Below are 21,379 nucleotides of genomic sequence, written 5' to 3' on the forward strand. Positions count from 1 at the left end.
GTTCAACTCTTCAGCTGCAATTATGAAGAAACGTATGCGTTCGCCCTACTTCTGCAATGTAGGCTTGATTGAGTTCACTCCAGTAAAGAATGACTTTATACTTCATCTGTGTCGCTTCAGGCTAATGAGGGATTGCTCTAGAGTAATGTTCATCGTAGGTTTAGCCAGTGGAGTTGGCTAAACAACCTCAAACAATTCGCGGGAAAGACCAGATTGGCGAATGATTGATCGCAATGTTCCTGTGCGAAGTTCTGAGTGGTTTGGAACGGGTACTGTTACAGTCGTTGCCTCAATTTCAAGTTGCATGATGATATGACTGCCTTTTTGCCGAACTTCGACGAAACCATTTTCTTCTAGAATGCGGCAAACTTGCTGTCCTGACAGTATGCGAAGTTTACCCAATGGCAACCTCTAGGCGAGTAATAAAGATTTCGGTGCGTAAGCGTCTTTCTACTTCTGAGGGGTCAGCGACTTCAAAGAAGAGTTCGATTGCCTCAGTCAAATTTTGCTTGGCTTCTTCTACAGTGTCCCCTTGACTGGCAATATCGAGTTCAGGACAGAGTGAAACATATCCGTCGCCTTCGCGTTCGATGATGGCGGTAAATTGTTGTTTGAATTGAGAGGAGTGCATGGCTGTTTCTGGACGTAGGATAGGTCAAACATAACATTGCCTTTATTCTGGCATCTTGGCGAAGTGGTCTTGTAAGGATGCCCATGTGGATGAACGAGATGAGGTGCATCAAGTCGCAGAGAGGTTTATACAGGCCAATCGTTTTGATCCTGGAGTGAAATGAATCGGTGCCAGGTAAGGAATTTCCGAAACGCTGATTCTGGCGTTGAAACCAGCGCTGTAAAGAAACGAAATGAAACGCTAAGACTTAGATGTGCTGCAGTCCACAAGTCTCTGCGCGAGAGAAGAAACTATCGTCACCACCCCAACAACACTCCCAACCCCCCAATCCAAATAACTACTAAAACACCAAAATAAGGGCAAGTGTGCTCTAGAAGCAGAAGTATCAAAGTTAACTTCATTAGGGTAATTCACGTAGTTTCCGTTTTTCATCCATCCGACACAATCACAGAACGTTTTCCATTCCTTTTCGTGGTATTGACCATCCAACGGATTGCCAAATTCCACGAAGATCTGCTTTTGGACACTAAATCCAAAATGTCCGCCGCTGAATTTTACCCATAACTGGTCGATGATACGGAGATCTTCGCAGGGAAGTTTCTGAATACTTTTGACATCTAAATATCCTTTTTCTTTTCGTCCTGCCACTTCTAGCATGATGTTATCTGTTTCTACGTCCGCTTCCTGCCATCGTCCATTTGCCAGGTAGCTGTGCAGTGATTTGTAGCGGTTTGGTAGTGTCTCGCGCACAATTCGTAGAGTTCGATCGGTGCGAGATGTTTCTGAAGCGGTGAAACTGTCGCGATCGTTGATCTGTTGCAATTCTGCTTCAGTGGGCAAGCGATAGTTATACACCACATCATCCGATTGCAAACTTGTCTGAGTTGCCAGCCATGCACAAAACCATCGCGCATCTTGCCAAGAAATGCCTGTCACAGGGCGGCTCTCACTAATCGACAGAGGTATACTTTTTGCCTGAGAATGAAACTGTCCATCGGCTTGGGCTGTCATGAATAGATGGTACTCTCCAATTGTGATGACATCTGAAATAATCTTGTTGCCATCAAAAATGGCTAGGCGATCTCGAAATCGTTGTTCGAGTTGCGCTTTTGCCCCTAATGCACCGCTTAAATCAATTGTTTTTAGCGCTTTGGTTAAGCGATCGTAGGTTTCTTGATCGACCTTACTGCCTTCATCTACCACCATGCGACGCGCCAATTGCAAGGCATAGTCTGTGCGATTCTCCAAGGCAACCTGAACAAATTTTGTCGCATTATGCATTGCTGCATAAAAACAAATTACTTCCTTCCAATCAGAATTATGGAACTGCTCGATCAGATAATCAGCGCTAACTTCAACCGCTGCTAGATATTCCTGAAAGGTTTTATGAGTGAACTGATAGAGATGACTCGCCACAATATCGCTTTCAGCACCCGCCAGCAACCCAGCAATATCTTGAATCTCCTGCAAAAACTTCTTGGGCGAAAGCTCTGAACTGTATTCCAATAATTTGGCTTGAATCCATTGCGCTCCTTCTTGTGGCGTGAAGTATGTTTTCTGCTGCTGCATTAAATTCAATGCCAACACCTGCAACACCGCTTGATTTTCTTCTGCACTCAATAGCGTTAACTTCGTATCTCGACGACGAGGACGCAATTCTAACAGTGTTCTGAAAATCTCTTGATACAGTTTTGCTCGGTGCTTGGGTAACGCCAGCGACGCTTGATAGGTAATGGCAATAATCGTGATCAATAATGGATTATTTGCCAACTCATTCAGCGCTGGATTGAGCGCAAGTTGATTAATTAGTTCCGTTGCTCTCTCATTCGCCCGATGCTCAACTTGGGCTTCAATTTGATCGCGATCGTCACTCGAGCTTCGTCCCGAACCCCAGTATTCTCGCTCATCCGCACGATACCACTTGTAAATGAAGTCCGATTTTTGGTCTCGGTTAAAGTCTTTGATCCCGATCTGCTGAGTCTGCTCAAACAAAGTACTATCGTAGCCGTGAGGTCGAGAGGTCAAAATCAAGGGTGTGGGGTAGTGTTGCATCTGCCAGTTTGCCCAGTGGCTGACCTTCTCCCGTTGAGCTTCGGGCACTTCATCCAAGCCATCTAGCATGACCAAACATTTACCGTCTTGCAACTGCTCTCTAAACCATTGGCTCGATGTTCTCAAGTCCTCGCAACGTGGCAGTTGTTTTACCTCGTCTGCAATCAGATCCGGCAGGGCTGGCGTGCGCTGGTCTTGAATTTTTGGATAGAGCGATCGCAGCAGTAACAACACCGGAATCAATCGCTGAGCATGATGCTCGCGGTACGTTTCGTTAGAAAAACTCAGTGTCAGATATCGCGTCAGCGTGGTTTTGCCATAGCCCGGATCAGCCACGATCGCCAACCGACACACGCGATCGCTCGTCTGCTGCTCTTTTGGCAACAAATCCCAAATCTGCTTACTGCGATCGCGGTACGTTACCGGAGTCGAATCATCGCCCAACTGAAGCGGCACAAACACTTCGCTCAACGGAACCCGCTTTAGGTAACTTTTGACCCCTTCAATCTGCAATTCATCGCAGTAAATCTTGAGCGCTTGGAGATATTTCTTCTCAAATCCAGAAACTTGGCTCGCAACGCTGTCGCCTCTTTTAACGACAGAATTGCCCATGCGATCGAGTTCTTCCTCAGCCCGTTTGTGCATTGGTTGAAGTAATCTCGTGCCGTAGTAAGCGACTCCCGCCAATAGAGCAGACAAGAACGCCTTGGGCAGATCGCCATCTTTGAACCCCGCCCACAACGCATTTAAGCCCCCGCCCGCTACGATCGCTTTAAGAATCAAATCTGCAATTTGCTCTGAGCGATTGGGTGACTTTGATTCTTTTTCGGAGTTAGCAGGCTTTGATTCTTCCTTTGATTCTTCGGGCATGGGGAGAGATTCCGAGGGTAGCTTGCTTTCTATGCTACCTTTCACCAGCTCTTATCGTCTTTAGGTAGAAATTGCTGATATGAACGCTGTAATGTCAAGCGCACGCTACCTCCTACAGTTCCCCCGGTCGTCACGAAGCTCGCAGTCGTTGTCACGAATGCTGTAACTGTCGTCACGAAGCTCGCAGTCGTCGTCACGAAGCTTGTAACGTTCCTCGTGAATCCCGCAACATTCGTCACGAAGCTCGTAGTTGTGGCCACAAACATCGTAACGTTCGTCACGAAGCTCGTAATTTTTTCAGTAAAGACACGGACTGACCCCAAGCCAGTTCGGAAAATCACGAGATCTGCTCAAAAAACTTCATCAAAAAAATATAGCTTTTTGCGAGATGTACTCATCCAGTTTGCCAATCCCAAAAGACAAACTAGCACTAGAAAACATCATTTCAGGGACACTACCCTATGCCACGTTCACATCGCACCTCTCGCATTCTCGACAAAGGGCAGCTACGAGTCTTGAAACTCAAAGCCATCGACCCCAGCATGGACTTTGGCAGCGATCGCACTCTCGAAAACTTGACTCAACAGATCGAGCGGTTGCAGACCACCCTAAACGACTACAACACCGAGCTTGCAAAGATCGATGCTGTGAAACTACAAATTGACGGCATGGAGAAACAGTTAGGAGATTTGCTCGATCAGATGTTGAATAGCGTCCGGGTGAAGTACGGCCACGACAGCCGTGAATATGAAATGGCAGGCGGGACTCGGAAGAGCGATCGCATTCGCAAAAGCGCCGAAGGTCGGGCAAAAAATAGTGCAAGAAAGCTCATCAAAACCCCGGTAAGCAGCAAGTAAACACTTACTCGCAGATGTCCAGACCAAGGATGGAGGATATAAAGAACCAGCCTCTACTTCCTCCTTCTTTGCGAAGCGTTGCCGTCGGCGTCCCGTCTTCAAACTCTCGCTAGCGTCACTTGTTCCACTTGGTCTTGATACTTACCATTCCGAGTGCTGTAGCTCACCGCACACGGCGCACCCTCTAAAAATAGCAACTGCACAATGCCCTCATTGGCATAAATCCGGCAGTCGGCGCTCGAAGAGTTGGAAAACTCTAGCGTCAAATGCCCACGCCAACCCGCTTCTGCTGGTGTCAAATTGGCAATTAGTCCAATTCGCGCGTAGGTTGACTTACCAATGCAGATCACGGTGATGTAATCGGGAACTTCTAACCGCTCCAGCGCCACGCCCAACCCATAGGAATGCGCAGGCAAGATAAAGAAACTGCCATTGTCATCATGATGCAGGGCAGCAGGCTCTAGGTTTGCAGAACTAAAATTCTTTGGATCAACGACTGTACCTGGAACATGACGGAAAATGCGGAAATCTGTCGGGGATAGCCGCAAATCGTAGCCGTAGCTGCTCAATCCGTAGGAAATAACAGGAAGATCATTCGCGCGGCGCACAAGTTTCGGCTCAAAAGGGCTAATCATCCCTTCCTGCGCCATTTGAGTAATCCAGGTATCGTTCTTAATCATGATTTGCCTTCTCTGTAAGGGATGAGGGAGGAGGGATAAGGGATGAGCTAGGGTTGGTGGCTGCGGCGAAGCTCGGTGATTTGGTCGGCTATATCTAAAATTGCGGGTGACATGTCGGGGCCGGTTAGAATCACATCGACATGAGACGGACGCTGCTTTAGGAAGTCCAGCACCTCCGCTTCAGGCACAAATCCAAACCCGATCGCTAGACTTAATTCGTCTAATACCACGAGATCGTATCTACCCTGGTACACCATGTCTTGAGTGTGCTGCCAGAGGTCTTGCAGCGATCGCAGTTCTTCGTCGTCGAGTTGCGGTGTATCGATGCACCGAGGAATGTCGCAGCGCAACCAGTCTAGATGTTGGCTCAGTTGAATTGGGCGATCGTGCCCCTGCCGAATGCCTCCCTTAAGGAACTGCACAATCAAAACGGGTGTTCCCTGACTGGCAATTCTTAGCGCTTGCGCCATCACACTGGTAAAAAAACTGCGGTGAGGAGAGGTAAACACCTGCACCAACCCTTCTACACGCAGGTTAGGTGATTGTTTAGAGTCAAATACAGGGGTCTCGACTTGTGAAACCATAGCGACATTCGGGGGTTAGAAGAACAGGTCGGTTCAATGCACCGTAAAAGGGATTTAGATATAGCGTCTTTGTGCGAGCCGCTTACATATAAAACACTAGATATAGTAAATCGTCAATAGGAAACCATTTGCTTCGGAAGGCTTTAGAGAACTATGTCATCGCAGAGCTTACGCTGCATCTAGGGTGAAAGAGCCAGTGTGCGAAATGGCATCTCCATTGCTCACGCCCTTTGTAACACCCCTTTGTAACGCTGTATCTCTGCCATATCTCTAGCGTGTTGCCGATGCTTCAGTAGAATTTTCACCCTTGAGCCATAAAATACACAGAAAAAATTAAAAGTACAACTGTACTTTGGAAGAATTTTCAATACACTTCTTCAATGCAGTTCTATGATCCGATGATGCCTCGTCCTGCACCTTGGAACATGATCCAGGATAAGAAAAAATTAGAAATAAAAATGGCTAACAGCGAGGTAACAACTGCTGTCGTCGTCGATTGCCCAACCCCTTTTGCGCCCCCAGTGGTCGTTAGTCCCCAGCTTGACCCGATGATTGAAATCAATGCTCCAAACACAACTCCTTTAATGGGTGCGCTGCACAGATCCCACACAGACAAGAGATCTCTGGCTGAGTTGAGAAAGATCGTGTTTGAAATTCCGTACAGTCCATTTGCAACGAACATGCCGCCAATTAGCCCTGTCACGAAGGAAAGCAGCGTTAAAATCGGCAACATCAAACAGCAGGCAACGACACGCGGAATCACTAAGTAATCGATCGGATCAGTCCGCAAGATGTAAAGCGCATCGATCTGTTCTGTGACCTTCATGGTGCCAATTTCGGCAGCGAAGGCTGAGCCAACTCGCCCAGCTAATACGACCGCCGTCAACACAGGCGCTAATTCTCGTGCCAGAGAAATCGCTAATACTCCACCAACCGCTGAGCCAGCCCCTAGGTTGATAAATTCACGAGAGACCTGAATGGTAAACACGGCTCCGACAAAACTAGCTGTCACCAACGCGATCGGTAGGGATGCAGGACCAGCCGCATTCATCTGATCGAGGGTGTTGCGCAAATTAATTCGACCTTTGAGTAAATGAACCAGAACTTGACCACCGAGCAAGATGGCAGCGAGTAGACGGCGACTCCAGAGTTCTAAACTGGATGTCTGATGTTGGGGCGTTTCAGTCAATGGAAAAATCCACTAGTAACTTAGTTAGTAAGGATATCAGTTCCGTTCAGGGATAAGTACATTAGAGTGTGTCTGTTAGTTTCTCAAGCTCATCAGTGGAAGGATCAATCGATATGGTGGGAAAGCGTCGTCAACTTGTCAGCATTGTTACACGCGAGGAAGAACCTGATTCGCAGATGGAATATTTCTACGATGTGCCGGGAAGTATGCCAGGGACATTGCGAATTCCAGCGGATGCGCTGCCGCCAGTGATTGGATTGATTGACTATAACGAACAGAAAGCGGTGCGTCTGCAAATTGAGAGGCCGGAAGAATGTTTGCCTTATCTCGATTCGGATTCGGTGTCTTGGGTGGATGTGAAGGGGTTGGGTAGCGAAGACGTGTTGCAACGAGTTGGACGAGTGTTTGAGTTGCATCCTCTGGTTTTGGAAGATGTGGTGAATGTGCCTCAACGTCCCAAGGTAGAGGAGTATGAGGATCAGTTGCTGATCATCACTCGTATGGTGACGCCTAAGAAATCGGGGAATTCGTTTCATCAAGAGCAGGTCAGTCTGATTTTGGGAAAACACTACTTGTTAACGGTGCAGGAAGAGCCGGAGTTTGATTGCTTTGGGGCAGTGCGCGATCGCATTCGCACGGGCAGAGGAAGCATCCGCGAACGTGGGGCAGACTACCTTGCTTATGCTGTGCTTGACTCGATTATTGATGGCTTCTTTCCGGTGCTGGAAATCTATGGCGAAGATATTGAGGAGCTTGAAGATGCGGTGGTTGAAAGCCCTACTCATCAAACTTTGGAACGGATTCATGTTTTAAAGCGAGAGCTACTGATGTTGCGTCGCGCGATTTGGCCGATGCGAGATGCAATTAATGCGCTGATTCGAGATGGCAATCCTTTGATTAGCGAGGAGGTTCGGATTTATTTGCGGGACTGCTACGACCACACAGTTCAGGTTCTGGATATGGTTGAGACTTACCGTGAGTTGGCGTCTAGTTTGATGGATGTGTATCTGTCATCGGTCAGCAATAAGATGAATGAAATTATGAAAGTGTTGACGGTGATTTCAACGATTTTCATTCCGTTGACGTTCGTGGCGGGAATCTATGGCATGAATTTTGATCCTGAAAAGTCTCCCTACAACATGCCCGAACTCGATTGGTACTGGGGATATCCTCTGTGTTTGGCGCTAATGCTGGGAATCGCGCTTGCTCTGGTCTATTACTTCAAACGCAAAGGCTGGTTTGAGAATTTCTCTACGGTTAAAAGCCGCGATTAGATGAGGTCGCTTGATGCCAGCTTAAAGAGTACTCGCGACAAATGAACGATTAGCGCAGTGCGCCACGCTGTAGGAGTCGGTAAGGGTATGGCAGTGCCGTTGGAGTGAGTGACGAATGTCGAGCGAGAACAGTGTATGCTCCGGGCGTGAGGTTGGCAAAGATGGCGATCGCAGACCGCAGCATGACGGGCTGCTGATCAAGTACGGTTCCTTCAGAGGCTACTAAAACGATGACGAATTCACCATCGATAGAAGCCATTCCAGCCCCTTGTTCGTTGCGAATTACGGCGATGATGTCTGCCAAACTCTTCTACTCCTTCATCCGTTTCTCAATCTCTGACATGGGCAGTAATAACGTCTCCTCAATCTCTTGTCGCACTTCTGGGCTGACATAACACTCGCTATTTAGACAATCAACTAGCAGCTTATTAGTATCGTAATAGTTTCTCAGTTCTGATAACTCTTGTTGATTAAACTTTAAGCCTCGTAAGTGACTTTTATATTTAGTCATAAATTTCTTAAACTTTTCCTTCCAAACATTTCCGTTTAGAATCCACCAAGAAGCTGATCCTCGTCCTATCTGATTTGATTGACAAGTGATTCTTTCCAAGAAGATCCAATTTTTATACATTGGCTCTTTGACAAGCTCTAAAGTTTTATTAAGTTGAGAAGCCAACTCAAATGAGGCTAGCATTTCTAAATCAATAACAGTAGCTTCGCTAATGCTATTCTCTAATGTCATAGCAAGCTCAAAGGACTTATAAAAATTTAATTCTTGAGATGAGTGGACAAGATCATGAAGTGAATTGATATTCTCTACAATCTCTTCAAGAACAAAAGCTAAATAAATATTGTGTGTGTATTCAATTACACAGTCAAGGCAGAGTGCTCGAACTATAGGAAGCCATAATGTAGCTTCAGTATCTTCAAAATCTCGAAATTCTGCTAATTGTAAGAGCGATTCTGTATTAGGAAACTGTTTATGAACTATAGTTAAACAACGCTGAATCGCTTCATTGAAAGAGCTTAGATTGTCAATTTTTCGCTTCATTGAGAGCAGCAAACGATCGGCTTTCGGCATGATATTTACGGTTAGCAAAAAGACTTCACGCCATCGTTTCTCTGTTATGTGTTCGACCAGCCTTTCATAATCAGCTTTATTAACAATTTGCTTCGCTGTGAAATACTCTTGAAACGTTAAATGTGAAAACGAGTAGATTCCCCTTGCCCGTTCGACTAGTAAACCATGCTGTGCCTCGATTGACTTTAAAGCCGCTTCACTGCCAAGTTGCAAAGCTTGTGGGTCTGTTCTTGCATCAGGCAAATTGGTAATGTAATCGATGATGTGTTGTTCAACGGTTCTCTGCTTGAAGAAATAATCTTTTTGCTCAAATGTTTTGAGGGCAAGCTGACTCAGAAGTTCCTCTTTGCGATTAGTCGATAACTTCTCATAGAACTGATCGCGCTTGACTTCGCGGCTTGTATCCCACTTACCCAATAGCGTCCGCAATCCCCGCTGATAGAGTTCCGCACGATCTCTCGGAAACTCTAGCGACTCTTCACACTCTAAACACAGCAACGTCAGCAATAGCGGATTGCTTGCCAGTTGTTTAATCGGCTTGTTTTCGTCTAATTTTTTGATGACGCGTTTTGCAAACTGTTTACCTTCCTCCAAATATCTGTATTGAAACCAAACGCGAATAAAGGTCGAAATCTGCTCATCATCAAAATCTGCCACCTCCACTTCGGTAAATTGTTCAAAAATGTATTCCTTAGCAGCAATGCGGCAAGTGATCACAAAATGGTTGTTTGCATATCGAGCGGCGAATTCTCGAATTTCTCGCAACACTCGCCCTGTGTCTTCTTCTCGGACTTCGTCCAATCCATCTAACAAAACAAACGTTTTACCCTGCTGGATCAGGGTTTGAAGTTGGGTTTGGGTTGCGTTGTTCGTAATTTTCTCTCGGATGTAATCTAAAAAATCTGGTTGGTTTTTCGCTTCTGCAAAATCCTTGAGCGTGATGAAGAGGGGGACGCGATCGCCAAAAAAATACCCTTCAATGCACTGCATTGCCAGATACTTGAGAAACGTTGATTTTCCCGCCCCTGGCTTTCCCAACACCATCAATTTATTGTGCCGTTTGACCGCTTCGATTCCGGCAACTCGCCCTTCTCTAACTCGACTCAACCCAACTCGATCGAACTCCTCCAAACCTGCATTCTGCAACAGTTGGGCAATCTCTCTTCGATCGCGTGCCGTAATCCTTTCCAAGATATTGACATTCGTATAAATGCCCTGCTTTCCGGTTAGCTCGATCGGCTGTGTCATGTCTAACACCCGCATCGTGCCGCAGCGCTCTTTAACCAGAGGTCTGATCTGTTCGCGAATGGCTTGGACTGTTTCAGCGATTGCTTCTATCACCACGTCTTCGGCAATGCTGTCCTCTGCTTCTCGCTGGGTGATTTCTTCCCAGTTCAAATCCAGCGCAGTGCAAATTTCGATGAAGACGTGGCGATCAATCGGCTTGCCTGCAAAGAACTTACTGACTGGTTGACGAGTCTTTAAATTAACTTGTTCTGCCAAAGCTTCTTGCGTCAGTCCTTCGGCATTGTAAGCTTTGCGTGCTTTTTTGATCCCTTCTGCGGAAGCTTGTAGCGATCGACGTGCCATGACTATAACCGTAAAAAGCTTTGTTAGTTTTTTAACCGATTTCACTCAATTCATGCAAATCATGCACGAAGTAAGCAGTTAGGTGAGCCAGCTTTCACACATGAGCTTGAGAAATTGAGGATGTAGTAAATGGAGATACCTCCCGATGCCTCACACAACCACTCAACCTCATACTGAAGTGCCTATCACAGTGACACCGCCGCAACCGATGCAAGGAGATTCTACAACTCAGTTAGTTTTTGCGATCGCGATCCTCATCAAATCGGTTGCCTTGCTGATCCATACGATGAAGAAATAGTTGACTTGCGCGATCGTTCAAGTTGGTGGAGCGATCGCGCTTTTTACATCCGCGATCGCGTCTCGTTCTTTCTCGTTGAATGTTTGATCATCGTCGTCCAATGTTTGAGGTGGGCTGACTCAGGTTCAACATTCATTAACGAATGTCTGAGGTGGGCTGACCCAGGTTTGAGGTTCAACGATGAATGTCTGAGGTGGATGAACGTAGCTCTGAAGTTCAACGCTGAAGCTCTGAGGTGGATAAACGTAGGTTTAACATTCCTCGACGAAGCTCTGAGGTGGATGAACGAATGTTTGAGGTGGGCTGACCCAGGTTTAACATTCCTCGACGAATGTTTGATCATCAACGCTGAATGTCTGAGCTTCATCGACGAATGTTTGATCATCAACGACAAATCATTTTTCTTGCCGTTCTGATCCTGCCGCTTCAATCGGGAGAGTAATCACAAACTCCGTGCCCTGTCCTAGTATCGAATTGACTTCAATCGTTCCAGCGTGCTTCTCCACCACAATCGATCGCGCGATCGAGAGTCCCAACCCAGTTCCAACGCCAACCGCTTTCGTCGTAAACAAATGGTTAAAAATCTTCTCTTTGATCTCATCGCTCATGCCAAGTCCATTGTCTGCAATTGCGATCGCAACCTGCTGCTGATCGGCTGCAATCGCCGTGCGAATCGTGATCTGATTGGGATGAGCCAGCAAATCCTCCAGCGTGCGATTGACATTCGACTCCTCCAACGCCTCGATCGCATTGGCCAACAGATTCATAAACACCTGATTAAGCTGCCCCGCAAAGCATTCGACTAGCGGAAGCTGACCATACTCTTTAATCACCCCGATCGCGGGGCGTGCCTCGTTCCCCTTCAAACGATGCTTCAGAATCAGCAACGTACTGTCGATCCCCTCATGCAAATCGTGCAGAACGGCGCGATCGCAGTCGGCACGCGCAAACGATCGGAGGCTAGTGCTAATGCCGCGAATTCGAGAAACCCCTTCACGCATCGAGCCAATTAACTTAGGCAAGTCTTGACCAATGTAATCGAGATCGATCGCACTGATCCTGTCCTCAATTTCGGCATCAGAATACTTCTGCTGATATAGCCTAATCAAGCCCATCAAATCCTCGACATAGTTCATCGCAGGCGTAATGTTGCCCGCTAAAAAACCAACCGGATTATTAATTTCATGAGCCACCCCGATCATCAAGTTGCCCAACGCCGACATTTTCTCGCTCTGCACCATTAGCGCCTGCGCCTTTTGCAGATCTTGCAACGCCTGCTGTAACTCTTGAGTTTGCTGACGCAGTTGGGCTTCTGACCCATACAGCGCTTCTTCAGTTTGTTTGCGAACAACACCCAAAGCGACATCAGTTGCCGCGAGCTTGAGGGATTCAAGAACAGAATCGTTCAGCGGTTTGTGTGCAAACATCGCAATCACGCCAACCAATCGCCCTTCGATCAAAAGCGGATATCCCGCAAACGCAACCATGCCTTCCCGACGCGCCCAGTCCTTATTCCCCACTCGCGGATCGTCTAAAACAGAATTCGTTAAATGCGGCTGTCGCTCTTGAGCAATCCAACCAATCTTAAACATCCCCACCGGAACGCGAGCGTGATCGCCATTGATGTGAGTGTAAAGGCCAGAACTCACCTGCAACTCCAAAACGTTTTCGGCGGTGTTCAATATCCAAATCCGCGCGAAGGCAGCATCTAAGTGCTTTACCACCGCATCAGTGCAGTGTTTCAGAACGTCTTGCAGCGTGCTGCCATTGGTCAGCGCAAAGTCAATCTCTGCGCGAAACTCCACCTGTCGAACTTGCTCTTTGACAGCAGCCAGAGTGTTCTTCAGTTCGACATTCTCTACCCGCGCGATCGCAGCAGCAGCGTGTAGATTCTGATAGAGAATCGCGTGATCTAGCGCGATCGCGGCGTGAGTAAACAGCAGGTTAAGACCTTCAACGCGATCGCAGGTAAACGATTCAAGATGCCGACTATTTTCTAGGTACAAAATCGCGATCAGCTTACCTTGATTCAAGAGAGGCGCACACAGCACGTTCTTGGGCTGATGGTGCAGAAGGTAGCGATCGTTAGAGAACGAGTTATGAGAAACTGCATTGTGATGAACAATAGGCTGCAACGTGCGGCTAACAGCCCCGACGAGAGAAACCGGAACCGCTTGACTGATATCAACCGAAACAGATTGACCAATAACGAGTGTTTCTCCACACTGAGCGATCGCTTCAATCACCCACTGACTCTCTTGGTACATCAGCAAAACGCATTTTTCGGCTCCAGCAAATTCGCTCACCTCCCACAGCAGAGCCGCCATCAATTTCTCTAGTTCAACTTCCCTAGAAAAGGCTTGGCAAGCTCTCAGAACCGCTGTGAGGTTCACCGCTCCAGAAATACTAGTGCTGCAAGGTGAGAATAACGTGCTGGCAGAAAATGGCATGAGCTTCAAGAAGTCAAATTGGATTGGTTACAGATTCAGAAGAATGATGCCGCTCATTCCAAAGATGGAGTGTATACCAATCAATATGCCCATCGAGCTACGAAGGGCACTATGCCATTTTTCTTCTAAGCATTTGTTAACCTTTACCACTCAGAAACAGATGGCAAAGCGTTGTTTAAGTCTTCTGATTTTGAGATTTGAATCGTCCTTCGACAAATCCTCGTGGCTTCAGATGCTTGGTTTTGCGTCCGCTCACCCGTTCGCGCCACATCCGAAAACTAGACTCCTTCATCTCTCGTCGCATCAGAGCGATGACTTGTTTTTCATCCAGCCCAAACTGCGTCGCGATCGCGGCAAACGGCGTCCGATCTTCCCACGCCATTTCAACAACGCGATCGATACTTGCTTGTTCTAATTCTGGTAGTTTCATCTCTCCATTGCCTCTAGTGATTTCGGAACGGCTGCCGTTAGAATTTCATTTCCCGTTGGCGTAACCAACACATCGTCCTCAATCCGAATGCCAATGCCGCGCCACCGCTCTGGCACTTCTGGCTGTCCTTCAAACGGCTTGAAGTCCGGTCGAATATAGATTCCAGGTTCAACCGTGACCACATGTCCTGGCTGAAAGGTCTGCCACGTTTCGCCAATCTGCCGCACGCCAGAATCATGCACATCCAGCCCCAACCAGTGCCCCGTGCCGTGCATAAAAAACGGCTTGTACTTTTCTTCTTTAATGATTTCCTCAATGTCTCCCTGCAAGAGTCCCAGCGCCATCAATCCTTCTACAATCGTGCGAACGGCAGTCTCGTGAAACTGATTCCAAGCGCTGCCTGGCTGGAGTTGCGCGATCGCGTCCAGTTGCGCTTTTAGAACTAGCTCATACAAAATGCGCTGCTCTTCAGTAAATTTGTTGCCAACGGGATAGGTGCGCGTGATGTCTGAATTGTAATAACCGTAAGAACAGCCAGCATCCACCAAAAGAAGTTCCCCGTCCTGCATTTGGCGATCGTTTTCGGTGTAGTGCAAAATGCAAGAATTCGCCCCCGACGCCACAATCGACGGATACGCCGCCCCCCAGCCACCTCGCAAGCGGAACAAATGCTCCATTTCAGCTTGGAGTTCGTATTCATACATGCCTGGTTTGCGGAGTTGGAGGGCGAGATTGTGAGATTCTGCTGCGATCTCAACCGCCTTGCGCATTAACTCCAGTTCGCTTTCACTCTTCACTTGCCGCAACGGATAGAGCAACGGGCCTGGATCTTCGATCGCAATCGGGCCAATCCACTTTTTCTCATAGGTCGCCATGCATCGCTGCCACAGCGCAATGATTCGATCATTAAAGCTGCGATCGCGGCCCATGTGATAGTAGATGCGATCGGCTTTTTCGACATATTGCGGCAGCTTTTTCGTCAACTCAGCGATCGGATACGCCTCATCTGCGCCATAAACCTCCTTCGCCGCCTCAACCCCAATCCGATAGCCTGACCACGTTTCCTTGTCGCGATCCTTCGGCTGCACAAACAGCACAAACTTATGAGTCTCATGCCACGGCGCAAACACTGCCACACAGTCCGCTTCATTGAATCCCGTCAGATAGAAAAAATTACTATCTTGCCGGAAGTTGTACTCCACATCGTTATGCATCACGGCAGTCGGCGCACTCCGAAGAATCGCAGTTCCGTTGCCGATTTTGTCGAGAAAGCGATCGCGCCGTTGCCGAAATTCTGATTGCATAACGATGAGGAATAAACGGAGTAAAAGTACGGGGTGTTAGGCGATGCCAGAACACCCCCTCTATTAAACTTTGTAACTCATAACCTGGATTACCATACCCTCTTTGGGCACATCTGAACGGCTAATCGTGAGCGAGCTTCCTCCCCGCCGAACGGGTGTGCCACTCATCAGCGTCAGGAAATTGTCCAACGCGGTTAGCTCACACTGATCTTTCGCGGCTGAAGTGCGATATTGAGTCGGCACAACAAGTTTAGCGTTCAACACTTGCAGCGCTTGTTTGGCTTCCTGTGGCGTGTAGGCTTTCGGGCCGCCGCCCACCGGAATGAACACCACATCGGGAGTGCCCATCAAAATCTTTTGCTCTAGAGTAATCGGAGCCGCCGCCCCGCCGAGATGCAACACAGACACACCGCCTTGAGTCCATTTCCACGCGATATTTTTGCCAAAGCGTTTGCCGCCATTGCGATCGTGGTCGGTGGCAATGCCTTGAATCTTGAGTCCGTTCAGATTGTAAGCACCCGATTGGTAGAGCAGTTTAGGATTTCCAGGCACAACGTCCACTGCGCCTTCATCGAGAAGCTGACTGCTAATCATCACCAAATCGGCTCCCACTTTGGGGGCGCGATATCCGGCGGTGCAGCCTGCGCTCTTAAACGGATTGACGAGAATGCGCTGTCCGCTACCACTCAGCAAGACGCAGGTATGTCCCAAGTACTGAACTGAGAGAGAACCCGTTTGTGCGATCGCCCGTCGGTCTGATAGCGCGATCGTCGCGACTGCACTTCCCAATCCTGCGCCCGCTACCTGTAAAAATTGTCTCCGTTTCATAGTTCTCCTCAACAATGCCGATCACGACTCCTGAGTTCTAAGTGTTGAGTCAAACGGTTCCCCTCGTCAACTTATCTCTCCCAGATGCCTTGAACGATTGGCTTCACGAAGATCTCAAAGATGGTCTCAACGATCGCTAATGTCCTGCAAAAAGTTCCGCAATAGCTGCATGCCTGATGCCGTCAGCACACTTTCTGGATGAAACTGCACCCCTTGAATGTGCGGGTAGTGTCGATGCCGAACGCCCATAATCGTGTCATCGTCCACCCAAGCCGTAATTTCTAGCACATCCGGGCAACTCTCCCGCTCAATCACCAAACTGTGATATCGAGTCGCCGTCATTGGGTTCTCAACGCCCGCAAACACGCCTAGATTCGTATGCTGCACGTCAGATGTTTTGCCATGCATTAACACGGGTGCAGAAACAATGTTGCCGCCAAACACCTGTCCAATGCTTTGGTGTCCCAAACAGACGCCTAAAATCGGCGTTGTCACTCCCAGTTGCCGAATCAACTCCATTGAAATTCCGGCATCTTCTGGGCGGCCCGGCCCTGGCGAAATCACAATTCCGGCGGGGTTTAGCTGCTTCACCTGCTCCAGCGTAATCTGGTCATTCCGGTAAACCTGAATGTCGGCTGCGATCGGAAATTCTGCCCCCAATTCACCGAGGTACTGAACCAAGTTGTACGTAAAACTATCGTAGTTGTCGATCACAAGAATCATGGCAATAGACCAGAACGGTGAATTCTAGTCTACCCCGTCCATTCTTAGCCCGGAAGAGCAGGCAACAGCACAAATACTTTAGGCAACAGCACACAGCCAGCGACTAGGACTGCCGCGATCGCAGCCACTAACACCGCTGCCGCCGCACAATCTTTGGCAATCTTTGCCAGTTCATGATAGGACTGCTTCACGGTCAAATCTACCACTGACTCAATCGCCGTGTTGAGTAACTCCATCGCCAACACTAGCCCGATCGTCAAGCCAATCACCGCCAGTTCTACCACGCTCGATCGCAGCGCAATTCCGCACCCGATCGCCGCACTTCCCAGCAACACATGAATCCGAAAATTACGCTGCGTCAGAAACGCATAGCTGATGCCCATCCAAGCGTACTTAAAGCTGGTAAACAACGTGGGGGCAACTTGCCACGCCAAATCGCGATCGGGCTTCACTAAAGACACAATTTTAGAGGAAGGGCGCTTCGGCGGTTGGGTCGGAACTTCTGAGGACATAGCAATAACTTACATAACGGGCGGGGGAGCGATGCGAGTAAAGCGTGGAGGACTTTATAAGTTAGTCATAAACCTCAGAAACAGTATGACAACAATGCCATCAAACGTAAATATCACAATCACATTACAGATGGACGGCAATCCCGACGGATTTGAGAAGCACTTGCTGCTGATCTAACATTCTTTCTAAATGCTCATCATCGGGATGATCCCATCCCAGAAGATGCAAGAGTCCGTGAGCAGAGAGCCACGCTAATTCGGTTTCTAGAGAATGCTCGTGCTGCTGGGCTTGTCTGGTGGCAGTCTCGATCGAAATGATAATGTCTCCCAAATACAAGGGTTCTTCGTCCAGCTCATCAAATTCTGGGTACTCTACTTCCAGCATGGCAAACGATAAAACATCGGTGGGTTGGTCTTTTTGCCGATATTGACGGTTTAAAGTCTGGATGTCTTGATCGTCGGTTAGCCGCAAGCTTAACTCGTAAAGCTCTTGGGGATGGAGGGGTAGCTCATCGTCAGGATCGGTAGGACGTAGCATCTCTAGCCAACGACGAAACCAAATCTCCCAAGTTTCCGAACTGATGGGAGACATTTCGGCTAACGGTTGAGTGGAAAAAAAGCAATCTTGCACACTGAGTTCGACGTGCATGATGCCCATTACCGAGTTAGATAAGATAGACCAATCAGCACTGCTAGTAGCCCAGTTGCCGTCAAGAAAAAGTGAAATATGGAGGTTCCCCGCTTCCGAACCATGTTTCGCATGGCGAGCTTGACATAGCTCGGTGGACGCTCGGTTGGCGTTTCAGAAGTCGGGTTAATGGGCGCTTCAGAGGGTGTAGTCATAAAATCTAGATTCCGTGACAGGAGCATTCTTACTCTAGCAACTGACGCGCTGACTGAAATAAATCTGCACGTCGGGCTGAACCTGCTAACCTGTTAATTCATTCTGCTGACTTATCGATTAACCTCTCATGTCTCGTCTTGCCAGTACGATTGAAGCGATTCTCTACCTCAAAGCACAACCTCTGTCGATCGCGCAGATTTCCGAGTTTGCGGGCTGCGATCGCAAAACGACCGAGGAAGGATTATTAGAACTAATGGGAGACTATGCCCACCGCGATACAGCGCTAGAAGTGGTAGATACAGGAAAAGGCTATACACTCCAGCTTCGGGAGTCGTACCAAAATTTGGTTCATGCCTTAATCCCTGCGGATGTGGGAGTCGGAGCGCTCAGAACGCTGGCGGTCATTGCGATGAGAGGGCCGCTCACCCAAACCGATTTGGTCGATTTGCGGGGATCAGGCGCTTATCAGCACGTTCAGGAACTCGTGACGCAGGGCTTTGTAAAGCGACGACGCAAGTCTGATGGTCGGTCTTATTGGGTGCAAGTAACCGATAAGTTTCACCAATATTTCCAGTTAAATCAGCTACCGGAAGGCGTAAGTCAATTGATTTCGCGTCGAAAGGCAAAACCCGCCGGGGAAGAAGTGACGGATGGAGAAGCGATCGCGTTAGATACATCGGAAGAGATGCGGAAGGATTTAGGAGCAGAAGAGCCGCTTGAATTGGACGAGCTTCAACTCGAAGATTAGAGGGCAATGCGATCGTTCAGCCACGTTTACAACACTTTGGAGCAACTAAAACTGGCGAGTAATTAAAGCTGGTAAGCGATGCAAGTGACTAAACTTCAGGTTTGCTATCTCGTTGCATCAGTTCTCCGACCGCCGCTTGAGGGGTGATCTCGTCTTGGAGCAAGCGATACACTTGCTGAGAAATCGGCATTGAGATGCCTTGTTGCTGGGCAAGTTTGATCAAGACGGCGGTTGTGTTGATGCCCTCCGCTGTACCTTCTAGCGCCTCTAGAACTTGGCATAGTGTTTTGCCTTGTGCCAACCCATAGCCAACTTGATAGTTGCGGCTTAGGGGACTGTTACAGGTCGCTAGCAGATCTCCTAATCCTGAGAGTCCATATAGGGTTTCGGCTTTGGCTCCCCAATAGGTGCCGATGCGAATCATTTCGGCTAACCCGCGAGTGATCAGCGCGGCTTTGGCGTTGTCTCCAAGCTCCAGTCCGTCACAGGCTCCAACCGCGATCGCAATCACGTTTTTCAGTGCCCCGCCCAATTCAACGCCGATCGCATCAGAATTTGTATAGACTCGAAACCGACTGGACGAAAAGGCCGCCTGCACTCGTTCTGCCGTCTCTGGCTGGTCACTTGCAATGACGCTGGCAGCCGGTAAGCCCTGTTCAATTTCTTTTGATAAATTAGGTCCTGACAGAATCGCGATCCTCAAGACTTGGGTTGGCGAATCCTTTTGGAGCTTGCTGGAACTAATTCGCTGCGCCGGAAAGCCCGTTCGCCAGACTTGAGATGGTAGTAATGGCAGATCAACATTGCTTCCAGAGTCAGGATCAAGTCCCTTAGTAGCGGTGACGAGAATGGCGTTGGGTGCGATCGCGCACGTCTGTAGCTGTGCCATCACCGAGCGGACGCCTTTCATCGAAATGGCAGACACGATGATCTCGGCATTCTTAATCACGTCTTCTAGAGAAGTCGAAGAGCGTCGTGACCAGATCTCGACCTGATGACCGTTTCCTTTAGCAAGCTCTGCTAAAGTGCTGCCCCATGCACCAGCTCCTACGACGGTGATCTTCAAGCGTTCCCCCGTGGATATTGCTTCATCAGCGCTCTCACCTGTTCTGCATGATAAGAACTGCGGGTGAGCGGGGACGAGACAACTTGCAAAAATCCGAGCGCTTCTCCGTACTCACGCCATGCGTCGAACTGCTCGGGCGTCACAAAGTCCTGAACGCCCAAATGTTTCTGCGTCGGCTGGAGATACTGCCCGATGGTGAGAATGTCACAATCTACAGCTCGTAAATCCCGCAAGACTTGGCGCACTTCGTCATCAGTTTCGCCTAAGCCCACCATGATGCCAGACTTGGTGTAGACCGACGGCGTGATTTGCCGCGATCGCTTCAAAAGTTCGAGCGATCGGGCGTAGTCTCCTTGAGGACGCACTCGCCGATACAAACGAGGAATTGTTTCGGTGTTGTGATTTAACACTTCGGGCGCAGCGCTCAGTAGAATCGCCAATGCTTCCCAATTGGCGCACAGATCGGGGATCAGAACCTCGATCGTTGTACCTGGTGAAATGGCTCGAATCTCCTCAATGCACCGCACAAACTGACTCGCTCCTCCATCGGGCAAATCATCGCGATTGACGGACGTAATCACCACATGGTTCAGCCGCATTCGTCGTACGGCTTCTGCTAACCGAGTCGGCTCTGTGGGGTCGAGGGGCTGTGGTTTTTTCTCAAAATCAATGTCGCAGTAGGGGCAGGCGCGGGTGCAAGCGGGTCCCATGATCAAAAACGTTGCTGTTCCAGCGTTGAAGCATTCGCCGATGTTGGGGCAGGATGCTTCTTCGCAAACTGTGTTAAGAGCGAGATCTCGCAGAATGTCTTTAACGTTGCCGACCCGCTCCCACTGAGGAGCCTTGACCCGTAACCAGTCCGGTTTCACAACCACGTCTGTCGTTCCTGAGGTTTTGCACTCCTAATCTTAACAAGTTGCTGTAGAGGATTGTATATTTAGACGGGTGTGCTAACCTGAACTATAGGCATCGGGATGTAGCGCAGCTTGGTAGCGCACCTCGTTCGGGACGAGGGGGTCGTAGGTTCAAATCCTATCATCCCGATTTTGAGAGACAAGTTCAGATACTAGTAAAACCCTTGATTCATAAGTGTTTCAAGGGTTTTTTTACGTCTTATTTACTAGTCAAGCCTTGGTTCTAACTAGTGGAAGTATCTTTCGCTAGTCAATGAGAATCTGATTATTGGTTCTAGACTGGTTCTAGGCTTTGGAGGTTGGTTCTAGGACTAGAACCAATTACTAGCTTTAGCCTCTGCTTACTAGCCTTGTACCATTACGCTATGCAGCGTTTCTGACCTAACTTAGGTCAGAAACGCTCTAGGTTGTGTTGACATTTCAGCGAAGTTCAATCAGCAAGGCAGTGAAATAA

The 21,379-nt window shown here is 48.5% G+C and carries 22 protein-coding genes and 1 tRNA gene; 5 read left to right on the forward strand and 18 right to left on the reverse strand.

What is annotated here, in order from left to right:
- Positions 1 to 177: 177 nt before the first annotated feature.
- From AC5JLB_RS03480 to AC5JLB_RS03490, 3 genes are all read right to left on the reverse strand, one after another.
- Positions 178 to 402, reverse strand: coding sequence for a type II toxin-antitoxin system HicA family toxin (locus AC5JLB_RS03480; protein WP_495872466.1), 225 nt, complete (start codon positions 400 to 402; stop codon positions 178 to 180).
- Complete coding sequence (locus tag AC5JLB_RS03485) at positions 395 to 631, reverse strand: type II toxin-antitoxin system HicB family antitoxin (protein ID WP_495872467.1); 237 nt, start codon at positions 629 to 631, stop codon at positions 395 to 397. Before AC5JLB_RS03485 ends, AC5JLB_RS03480 begins: the two co-directional genes overlap by 8 nt.
- A 240-nt stretch (positions 632 to 871) precedes the next feature.
- On the reverse strand, positions 872 to 3,553 hold the full coding sequence (locus AC5JLB_RS03490; RefSeq protein ID WP_495872468.1) for a GUN4 domain-containing protein: 2,682 nt from the start codon (positions 3,551 to 3,553) through the stop codon (positions 872 to 874).
- 461 nt (positions 3,554 to 4,014) lie between these two features.
- Between AC5JLB_RS03490 and AC5JLB_RS03495 the strand changes: the two genes are divergently transcribed.
- On the forward strand, positions 4,015 to 4,410 hold the full coding sequence (locus AC5JLB_RS03495; protein WP_495872469.1) for a hypothetical protein: 396 nt from the start codon (positions 4,015 to 4,017) through the stop codon (positions 4,408 to 4,410).
- A 98-nt stretch (positions 4,411 to 4,508) separates the two neighbouring features.
- Here AC5JLB_RS03495 and dcd read toward each other — a convergent pair whose 3' ends face one another.
- From dcd to AC5JLB_RS03510, 3 genes are all read right to left on the reverse strand, one after another.
- A complete protein-coding gene (dcd, locus tag AC5JLB_RS03500) occupies positions 4,509 to 5,090 on the reverse strand; it encodes a dCTP deaminase (protein WP_495872470.1) in 582 nt (193 codons plus the stop codon).
- Between the two features lie 47 nt (positions 5,091 to 5,137).
- Positions 5,138 to 5,674: a P-loop NTPase family protein gene (locus AC5JLB_RS03505; RefSeq protein WP_495872471.1), complete on the reverse strand. Its 537-nt coding sequence runs from the start codon at positions 5,672 to 5,674 to the stop codon at positions 5,138 to 5,140.
- A 388-nt stretch (positions 5,675 to 6,062) separates the two neighbouring features.
- Positions 6,063 to 6,863 (reverse strand): MlaE family lipid ABC transporter permease subunit, encoded by an 801-nt coding sequence (locus AC5JLB_RS03510; protein WP_495872472.1) that lies wholly within the window; start codon positions 6,861 to 6,863, stop codon positions 6,063 to 6,065.
- Positions 6,864 to 6,976: 113 nt separating this feature from the next.
- Here AC5JLB_RS03510 and corA point away from each other — a divergent pair, with 113 nt between their 5' ends.
- Positions 6,977 to 8,137: a magnesium/cobalt transporter CorA gene (gene corA, locus AC5JLB_RS03515; RefSeq protein WP_495872473.1), complete on the forward strand. Its 1,161-nt coding sequence runs from the start codon at positions 6,977 to 6,979 to the stop codon at positions 8,135 to 8,137.
- Between the two features lie 49 nt (positions 8,138 to 8,186).
- Here corA and AC5JLB_RS03520 read toward each other — a convergent pair whose 3' ends face one another.
- Positions 8,187 to 8,441, reverse strand: a complete 255-nt coding sequence (locus AC5JLB_RS03520; protein ID WP_495872474.1) for a hypothetical protein — start codon at positions 8,439 to 8,441, stop codon at positions 8,187 to 8,189.
- A gap of 6 nt (positions 8,442 to 8,447) precedes the next feature.
- Complete coding sequence (locus AC5JLB_RS03525) at positions 8,448 to 10,808, reverse strand: NACHT C-terminal helical domain 2-containing protein (protein ID WP_495872475.1); 2,361 nt, start codon at positions 10,806 to 10,808, stop codon at positions 8,448 to 8,450.
- A gap of 145 nt (positions 10,809 to 10,953) precedes the next feature.
- Here AC5JLB_RS03525 and AC5JLB_RS03530 point away from each other — a divergent pair, with 145 nt between their 5' ends.
- Positions 10,954 to 11,106, forward strand: coding sequence for a hypothetical protein (locus tag AC5JLB_RS03530; protein ID WP_495872476.1), 153 nt, complete (start codon positions 10,954 to 10,956; stop codon positions 11,104 to 11,106).
- 395 nt (positions 11,107 to 11,501) lie between these two features.
- Here AC5JLB_RS03530 and AC5JLB_RS03535 read toward each other — a convergent pair whose 3' ends face one another.
- From AC5JLB_RS03535 to AC5JLB_RS03570, 8 genes are all read right to left on the reverse strand, one after another.
- Positions 11,502 to 13,556 carry a GAF domain-containing sensor histidine kinase gene (locus tag AC5JLB_RS03535; protein WP_495872477.1) on the reverse strand — a complete coding sequence of 685 codons (2,055 nt, stop codon included), beginning with the start codon at positions 13,554 to 13,556 and terminating at the stop codon, positions 11,502 to 11,504.
- Between the two features lie 175 nt (positions 13,557 to 13,731).
- On the reverse strand, positions 13,732 to 13,986 hold the full coding sequence (locus tag AC5JLB_RS03540; RefSeq protein WP_495872478.1) for a TIGR03643 family protein: 255 nt from the start codon (positions 13,984 to 13,986) through the stop codon (positions 13,732 to 13,734).
- The gene (locus tag AC5JLB_RS03545; protein ID WP_495872479.1) at positions 13,983 to 15,290 is read right to left on the reverse strand and encodes an aminopeptidase P N-terminal domain-containing protein; all 1,308 of its coding nucleotides are present in this window, start codon (positions 15,288 to 15,290) and stop codon (positions 13,983 to 13,985) included. Before AC5JLB_RS03545 ends, AC5JLB_RS03540 begins: the two co-directional genes overlap by 4 nt.
- A gap of 63 nt (positions 15,291 to 15,353) precedes the next feature.
- A complete protein-coding gene (locus AC5JLB_RS03550) occupies positions 15,354 to 16,118 on the reverse strand; it encodes an MBL fold metallo-hydrolase (protein ID WP_495872480.1) in 765 nt (254 codons plus the stop codon).
- 126 nt (positions 16,119 to 16,244) lie between these two features.
- Positions 16,245 to 16,841: an anthranilate synthase component II gene (locus tag AC5JLB_RS03555; RefSeq protein ID WP_495872481.1), complete on the reverse strand. Its 597-nt coding sequence runs from the start codon at positions 16,839 to 16,841 to the stop codon at positions 16,245 to 16,247.
- A 44-nt stretch (positions 16,842 to 16,885) separates the two neighbouring features.
- On the reverse strand, positions 16,886 to 17,353 hold the full coding sequence (locus AC5JLB_RS03560) for a diacylglycerol kinase family protein (RefSeq protein ID WP_495872482.1): 468 nt from the start codon (positions 17,351 to 17,353) through the stop codon (positions 16,886 to 16,888).
- Positions 17,354 to 17,477: 124 nt separating this feature from the next.
- Positions 17,478 to 18,002, reverse strand: coding sequence for an rRNA maturation RNase YbeY (gene ybeY / locus AC5JLB_RS03565; protein ID WP_495872483.1), 525 nt, complete (start codon positions 18,000 to 18,002; stop codon positions 17,478 to 17,480).
- A gap of 8 nt (positions 18,003 to 18,010) precedes the next feature.
- Complete coding sequence (locus tag AC5JLB_RS03570) at positions 18,011 to 18,196, reverse strand: DUF3285 domain-containing protein (protein WP_495872484.1); 186 nt, start codon at positions 18,194 to 18,196, stop codon at positions 18,011 to 18,013.
- A 128-nt stretch (positions 18,197 to 18,324) separates the two neighbouring features.
- Between AC5JLB_RS03570 and scpB the strand changes: the two genes are divergently transcribed.
- On the forward strand, positions 18,325 to 18,945 hold the full coding sequence (gene scpB / locus AC5JLB_RS03575; protein ID WP_495872485.1) for an SMC-Scp complex subunit ScpB: 621 nt from the start codon (positions 18,325 to 18,327) through the stop codon (positions 18,943 to 18,945).
- Between the two features lie 88 nt (positions 18,946 to 19,033).
- Here scpB and AC5JLB_RS03580 read toward each other — a convergent pair whose 3' ends face one another.
- Positions 19,034 to 20,011 (reverse strand): NAD(P)H-dependent glycerol-3-phosphate dehydrogenase, encoded by a 978-nt coding sequence (locus AC5JLB_RS03580; RefSeq protein ID WP_495872486.1) that lies wholly within the window; start codon positions 20,009 to 20,011, stop codon positions 19,034 to 19,036.
- A complete protein-coding gene (gene lipA / locus AC5JLB_RS03585) occupies positions 20,008 to 20,886 on the reverse strand; it encodes a lipoyl synthase (protein ID WP_495872487.1) in 879 nt (292 codons plus the stop codon). The genes AC5JLB_RS03580 and lipA overlap by 4 nt, the downstream gene beginning before the upstream one ends.
- 95 nt (positions 20,887 to 20,981) lie before the next feature.
- On the opposite strand from lipA, the gene AC5JLB_RS03590 reads away from it, so the two are divergent.
- Positions 20,982 to 21,055 (forward strand) — tRNA-Pro (locus AC5JLB_RS03590).
- Positions 21,056 to 21,379: the final 324 nt, after the last annotated feature.

It is taken from the genome of Myxacorys chilensis (assembly GCF_059505265.1).

What these genes read in the sequence shown, in the direction of transcription:
- AC5JLB_RS03530 (WP_495872476.1), top strand. Translation starts at nt 10,954, where the DNA reads ATGCCTCACACAACCACTCAACCTCATACTGAAGTGCCTATCACAGTG.
- AC5JLB_RS03540 (WP_495872478.1), bottom strand. Translation starts at nt 13,986, where the DNA reads ATGAAACTACCAGAATTAGAACAAGCAAGTATCGATCGCGTTGTTGAA.
- AC5JLB_RS03495 (WP_495872469.1), top strand. Translation starts at nt 4,015, where the DNA reads ATGCCACGTTCACATCGCACCTCTCGCATTCTCGACAAAGGGCAGCTA.
- AC5JLB_RS03550 (WP_495872480.1), bottom strand. Translation starts at nt 16,118, where the DNA reads ATGAAACGGAGACAATTTTTACAGGTAGCGGGCGCAGGATTGGGAAGT.
- AC5JLB_RS03560 (WP_495872482.1), bottom strand. Translation starts at nt 17,353, where the DNA reads ATGTCCTCAGAAGTTCCGACCCAACCGCCGAAGCGCCCTTCCTCTAAA.
- AC5JLB_RS03545 (WP_495872479.1), bottom strand. Translation starts at nt 15,290, where the DNA reads ATGCAATCAGAATTTCGGCAACGGCGCGATCGCTTTCTCGACAAAATC.
- ybeY (WP_495872483.1), bottom strand. Translation starts at nt 18,002, where the DNA reads ATGCACGTCGAACTCAGTGTGCAAGATTGCTTTTTTTCCACTCAACCG.
- AC5JLB_RS03505 (WP_495872471.1), bottom strand. Translation starts at nt 5,674, where the DNA reads ATGGTTTCACAAGTCGAGACCCCTGTATTTGACTCTAAACAATCACCT.
- AC5JLB_RS03535 (WP_495872477.1), bottom strand. Translation starts at nt 13,556, where the DNA reads ATGCCATTTTCTGCCAGCACGTTATTCTCACCTTGCAGCACTAGTATT.
- AC5JLB_RS03525 (WP_495872475.1), bottom strand. Translation starts at nt 10,808, where the DNA reads ATGGCACGTCGATCGCTACAAGCTTCCGCAGAAGGGATCAAAAAAGCA.
- dcd (WP_495872470.1), bottom strand. Translation starts at nt 5,090, where the DNA reads ATGATTAAGAACGATACCTGGATTACTCAAATGGCGCAGGAAGGGATG.
- corA (WP_495872473.1), top strand. Translation starts at nt 6,977, where the DNA reads ATGGTGGGAAAGCGTCGTCAACTTGTCAGCATTGTTACACGCGAGGAA.
- AC5JLB_RS03555 (WP_495872481.1), bottom strand. Translation starts at nt 16,841, where the DNA reads ATGATTCTTGTGATCGACAACTACGATAGTTTTACGTACAACTTGGTT.
- AC5JLB_RS03485 (WP_495872467.1), bottom strand. Translation starts at nt 631, where the DNA reads ATGCACTCCTCTCAATTCAAACAACAATTTACCGCCATCATCGAACGC.
- AC5JLB_RS03570 (WP_495872484.1), bottom strand. Translation starts at nt 18,196, where the DNA reads ATGACTACACCCTCTGAAGCGCCCATTAACCCGACTTCTGAAACGCCA.
- scpB (WP_495872485.1), top strand. Translation starts at nt 18,325, where the DNA reads ATGTCTCGTCTTGCCAGTACGATTGAAGCGATTCTCTACCTCAAAGCA.
- AC5JLB_RS03490 (WP_495872468.1), bottom strand. Translation starts at nt 3,553, where the DNA reads ATGCCCGAAGAATCAAAGGAAGAATCAAAGCCTGCTAACTCCGAAAAA.